Source organism: Ruegeria sp. YKSF070 (genome assembly GCF_059612725.1).
This window is the reverse complement of record NZ_JBXWRD010000099.1, coordinates 1-4,333: the sequence shown is the minus strand read 5'-3', so window position 1 is coordinate 4,333 and position 4,333 is coordinate 1. Positions and strand designations below refer to the sequence as shown.

Sequence of the window (4,333 nt, the reverse complement as noted above, 5' to 3'; positions counted from 1 at the left end):
GTTCGGCGAGCGACACGGTTTCAACCGTGGCATTGGGGAGCGCCATCCCGGTCGCGGGATCGTAGGGGACAACCACGGGAGGCGGCGTTTCGACCATCAACGCGACAGCCGCAGCTGTCAAACAGCCGAATACGCCAAAACCTGCCCCGGAAAGGCCGATCACCCGCCAAAGCTGTTCTCGGCGCAGGGCACCGTAGACAAGTTCCTCTTCCACGAGCTCGCGCGCAGTCATCACCCCTGCCCTACTCATGGCTCAAGGTCCGGCAAGGTGAAGTCCATGTAGCGGCGTTCTTCGGCAACGGTGGCGGCGTCAACCACGCCTGCATTGCCTGCGCCTAGGGTTTGAATCGCTTCCAGCTCCCACATCCGGGTCATGGCGATGGCGAGTTCCGCCGTGACGCGGGTGTTATGATCCATCGAGGCTTTGAGATCCTCCATGTCCGGGATCATCTCGACCAGACGTTCCACCCGTTCGAGAGACTGTTCCGCCTCTGCGTGGCTGATCTGCGCCGCCGCCGACATCACAGCACCTGTGGTTGCCCGCGTGGCCACGCCTTCGGCGCCCGGATTGCCGCTGGTGGCGATCTCGCGGAGTGAATCCTCGTCGAACCCGGCGCTTGCCAGCGCCTGTTCCATCTGCGTGCGCATGGGCCCGGCATTGGGCCCGATGAGCGCGCTCCAATCGCCCGCCTGGATGCCTCGGATCAGGCCGGGGATGTCTTCGAAGTTGGCCTCAAGCAAGGTGTCGAGGTCCCCGCCCATGGCAAGCCCGAGGATGCTGCGCGGCCCGGTGAGCGAGGCATACATCTCGTTCAGCTGATCGAGCTGGCTTTGCAACATGTCCAGTTGCTCCAACGCATTGTCCAGAAGATCGGTCTGGATCCCGAAATCCTGCAGCATCTGTTGAAGCTGGCGGATTTCCTGGGCAATGTTCTGGGTGTCCACCGTGGGCACACCCTGTGCCGCGGCAGGTCCGGTGACATTGAGGGCGAGCGCGAGAGCAATGCTACCGGCGAAAAGGAAACGGGGCAGGCGCAGGTTCAACGCAAATCCTCCTGACTGAAATCCATGTATTGCCGCTCGGCAGCCTGGGCCGCCGCCAAGGCGATTTGCTCGGCGCTGAGTGGCTCGGTTCGGGCGGCCTTGATCCGGGTCCGGATTGCGACCAGCCGGGCCAGTTCGGCCCGGGCATAGGTGTTGAGCGCGATTGCCTCGTGGAGATCCTCGGTCTCACCAATGCGGGTGATGATGTCCTGAACCCGCAGGGCGGCGGCACGGACCGAGACCAGCGAATAGTCGCCATAGACTCCAGCGCCGTGAGCCGACAGGCTGAAACTCGCGTTGGCGAGGAGCAGAGGGTCGATGGTGCCAAGCGCATCAATGCCGCCTACGGCGGCGAGGTAGCTGTTGTACTGCTGCGGGATCACCACGACATAGTGCTGGGTTTCCGCGAAGGGCGGCACACCGCCATGATCCTGCACATTGCCCGGCCCGGCGTTATAGGCGGCGAGCGCATGAATAATGTTGCCATCGAACATGTTCAGCATTTGTGCGAGGTATCGCGCACCGCCGGTGACCTGCAGATAGGGATCGTCGTAATAGGCCGGGTAGATCCCGAGATCGCCCGCGGTACCGGGCATGATCTGGGTAAGTCCGAAGGCCCCCACGGGTGAGCGTGCCCCGATCTGGAAACGGCTTTCCTGCCAGATCAGCGCCTGCAAGAGACAGCGCCATTGCACGAGCGAAAGACCTGCGCGGCCGACCCCGGACAGACTATGGGTGTCGCGTGCTGCGCGGATGATCAGCTCCTCGATCCCCTCCCTGGCATCGCCGAACATCCGCGCTGCCGCTGGATTGGTGTCCTCGGGCGCATAGAGACTGGCGGCCGCGCTTTCGACGTCGTCTACCGCCCCCTGCCCCGCCTCGAGCCCCGCCACGGTTCCGGTCACGTCTCCAGCGCCAAGCGACATGGCATCCATAAGCCCTTCGAGGGAGGCGAGTTGCTGGCGCTCGATTTCGGCCAGTTCCTCCTCGCGGCTTAGCCGGCCCTGCTGCAGTGCCAGGTCCCGATCGGTCTGCTCAAGGATGGCCTGCCGCTCTGCGAAGAGGCGCGGATCGAAGGTCGGCACGCCTTGGGCGACCGCTGGCCCCGCCGTGGGACCTGCCAGTGCAAAGCCGATCATCGAGAGAGGAAGCCAGGTCCGCATTGGCTCAGCCGCCCGCCCCCAAGAGGACGAAATCGCAGGCCGTGTCGCGGCGCGTGACCTCCGCCCCCATGGTCGAGATCGTGGCGGTGGCGGTTCCTGCCTGCGCAGGAGCCTCGCGAAAATTGAAGCAGTTGGCTTGCGGGGGGTTATGCTGCGCACAGGCTGTCAGGGTCAGGCCGAGCCCGAGCAGCACGACGCTGCGAATGATGGTACGGGTCATGTCACTCTCCAGAAATCAGGACGTTCACGATAATCGGCGCCGACAAGCGCTTCGCCCTTCTCCATTCCGCCAAGGATGGTCACGAGCGGGCCGAGCGCGCTGAGATCGGCATCGATCACGACGGAACCACGGTCGTCGCGTACAAGCGCGAGCCGCGAGGCCGAGCCGACGCCCAGAAGCACGTCGAGCTCTTTCTCGGTCAGGCCGAGCATCGCGTAGTCAGCGGCGGAAGCACGAATGTTGGGCAAGAGCACCTGCGTCGGCACCGCTTCCACGATGGTCTTGCCGGTGCGCGTGCGCTCGAGCTGGCTGGCATATTGCGTCATCATCACGACGACGGCGTTCTGCTTGCGGGCGGTCACCAGCCAGTTGCTGAGTCGCTCCGCAAAGTAGGCGTTGTCGAGGGCTTTCCATGCTTCGTCGATGACGATGATGGTGGGCTTGCGGTCCTCGATCACCCGCTCGACCCGGCGGAAGAGGTAGGACAGGACCGCCATGCGTTCCCGCTCGCTCTCGGAATCGAGGATGCCGGTGAGGTCAGAGCCCGCGACGTCTCCATCGATGCTGAAACTGTCCTCGGCATTGGCCCCGAAGATCCAGCCGTAGCGACCCTCGGCCGTCCATTCCTGCATACGCTCGAAGAGATCGCCCTCGTCATCGGTCGAGACCAGCAGCGAGGCGAAATCCGACCAGTTCCGTAGGCCCGCATGTCCTGCGCTCGCGTTCTGGCGCACGACTTCCTGCAGTCGGTTGGTCTGAACCGGGGTTAGCGGTCGATCGCGCCGCTCCAAGAGGCTCGCGAGCCAATCAGCAAGCCATGCTTGGCCCCGCATGTCGATCTCGGTCTGGAGCGGATTTAGGCCCGTGGGGCGCCCCGCCCGCACGGTCGAATAGCTGCCGCCGAGCGCGCGGACGGCCATCTCCATGCCCGCGCGATAGTCGAATACGAAGACCCGCGCACCTGCTCGCCGTGCCATGGTCATCAGGAAAGCCGCCAGGACGGATTTGCCGGAGCCGGGACGGCCGAGGATCAGCGTGTGGCCTCCCGTGGGCTCGCGATCCGGCGCGCCCTGTTCGTGGAAGTTGAAGCGAAAACCACTGCGCTCGGGCGTCGGAAAGAGCGTGATCGGCACGCCCCAGGGGACTTCCCGCCCTGTCTTTCCGAGCGGGGTGCGGTGGAAGGTAGCGAGATCGGCGAAGTTGTGGTTCGTGATTGCGGCCTTGCGGCTGCGCGCCCCTGTGTTCCCGGGATGCTGCGCCATGAAATGCGCCCGCGCCCCGAAGGCTTCCGAGATCAGGTTGATCCCGGAAGTGGCGGAGATGTTGCGGATTTCGGCCGCGATGTCGTCAAGCGCCGTCTGGGTGCGGGCATAGACGGCCACGGTCATGTGGTGCTCGCCGAAGATCAGGCGTTTGGATTCCAGATCGTCCTGCGCGAGTTCCAGTTCCTGGGCGAGACTGACGGCTCCGTCATTGGCGGCCTGCATTAGCCGCAGCTGCCGCTTGATCCGGCCCGCCATGATGTTGGCGTTGATCGGCACAAAAGAGTGCGTGACCACCATGTCGACGGGCAGATTCAACTCGTCGAGCATCAGGCTATCGGTCTTGGCCGGGTAGTTCTTCACCGCAAAGATCGCCCCGAGCTTGTCGCCGACGGCACCGTCCGAGAGTGCGATGGTCGTGCCGCGGAAGGTGACGCGCGTATTGGCTACGTCCTCGGCGATCACACCGAGGCGCGACCGGGGGAAGAGCGGGTGCTCCTCGCCCGTGTTGAGTGAACCGAGGAAGCCCAGAAGCTCTCCGGTGCTTGCAGCCAGCAGGCGGGGCTTCAGCTCATCGAAGGACGACAGCAGAAACCCCACAACCTCGTCGAGCTTGCGCATGCGGCGGGTGGTGTCGGCCGCAT

The 4,333-nt window shown here is 64.4% G+C and carries 5 protein-coding genes; all 5 read right to left on the bottom strand.

Features of this window, described 5'->3' with window-relative positions; all coding sequences use genetic code 11:
• Positions 1 to 232, bottom strand: a 232-nt coding sequence (locus AC2FL1_RS23305) for a VirB8/TrbF family protein (protein ID WP_496878510.1), incomplete at its 3' end; no start/stop codon positions are given.
• Positions 233 to 246: 14 nt separating this feature from the next.
• Positions 247 to 1,044: a type IV secretion system protein gene (locus tag AC2FL1_RS23300; protein ID WP_496878509.1), complete on the bottom strand. Its 798-nt coding sequence runs from the start codon at positions 1,042 to 1,044 to the stop codon at positions 247 to 249.
• The gene (locus AC2FL1_RS23295) at positions 1,041 to 2,207 is read right to left on the bottom strand and encodes a lytic transglycosylase domain-containing protein (RefSeq protein WP_496878508.1); all 1,167 of its coding nucleotides are present in this window, start codon (positions 2,205 to 2,207) and stop codon (positions 1,041 to 1,043) included. Before AC2FL1_RS23295 ends, AC2FL1_RS23300 begins: the two co-directional genes overlap by 4 nt.
• A 4-nt stretch (positions 2,208 to 2,211) precedes the next feature.
• Positions 2,212 to 2,427 (bottom strand): hypothetical protein, encoded by a 216-nt coding sequence (locus AC2FL1_RS23290; protein ID WP_028095514.1) that lies wholly within the window; start codon positions 2,425 to 2,427, stop codon positions 2,212 to 2,214.
• Positions 2,424 to 4,333, bottom strand: a 1,910-nt coding sequence (locus tag AC2FL1_RS23285) for a VirB4 family type IV secretion system protein (protein WP_496878507.1), incomplete at its 5' end; no start/stop codon positions are given. The genes AC2FL1_RS23285 and AC2FL1_RS23290, both read right to left, overlap by 4 nt.

What these genes read in the sequence shown, in the direction of transcription:
- AC2FL1_RS23295 (WP_496878508.1), bottom strand. Translation starts at nt 2,207, where the DNA reads ATGCGGACCTGGCTTCCTCTCTCGATGATCGGCTTTGCACTGGCAGGT.
- AC2FL1_RS23290 (WP_028095514.1), bottom strand. Translation starts at nt 2,427, where the DNA reads ATGACCCGTACCATCATTCGCAGCGTCGTGCTGCTCGGGCTCGGCCTG.